The organism is Cedecea sp. Ae19-4, from assembly GCF_059801165.1.
Genome location: NZ_JBCHWG010000021.1, coordinates 1 through 644, shown reverse-complemented (window position 1 = coordinate 644; position 644 = coordinate 1). Strand labels below are relative to the sequence as shown.

Here is a 644-nt window from a genome sequence, read left to right as displayed (position 1 = left end):
CGGCAGGCCATAGCGTTCAAAGACATTAATCAGTTGGGTCTGCACGGTGACACGGCGTTCATCGGTACAGTGAGCCAGACAGAGTGAAAAGCGGGAATGGTCGTCCAGCAGCGTCAGCGGATGGCTGCGGCCACCGGCAAAGGAAAAGTGGCCCTTAAAATCCATCTGCCAGAGCTGGTTAGGCGCACTGTGTTCATAGCGGCCGGTAGCCGGGATGCCGGGAGGAACACCGGGCAGCAGACCGTGACGGGCCATCAGCTTATGAACGGTACTGAAGGCGGGCAACTGATGCCCGTGGTCTTCAAGCCAGCCCTTAATCTTGCGGGCACCCCAGCGTGGATGTGTGGCATGTGCCATCCGCAGCAGGTCGGTAATGCTGTCGTCGGTTCTTGCGGGGGAAAAGTGTGGTGCACGTGAACGGTCAGCAAGACCGGCAGTGCCGTCCTGTAACCAGCGATGAAGCCACTTGTAGCCAGTGGCAGGAGAAATGCCATAGCGACGGCACAGAAGACGAATGTTCGCCCCGTCCTGCGAGGCGAGCAGAACAAACTCAGAACGTAATGACATGGTATCTCTCGCATCCCACGGCATAAGCGGCTCCATAAACGGGTTCTTATGCCTTAGTTGTAAGTGTCTACCATGTC

At 57.3% G+C, this 644-nt stretch carries 1 protein-coding gene; it reads right to left on the bottom strand.

Annotated features, from left to right (window positions below; translation table 11 throughout):
* On the bottom strand, positions 1-591 hold a 591-nt coding region (locus AAIE02_RS23600; RefSeq protein ID WP_498533423.1), incomplete at its 3' end, for a helix-turn-helix domain-containing protein.
* Between the last annotated feature and the right edge of the window lie 53 nt (positions 592-644).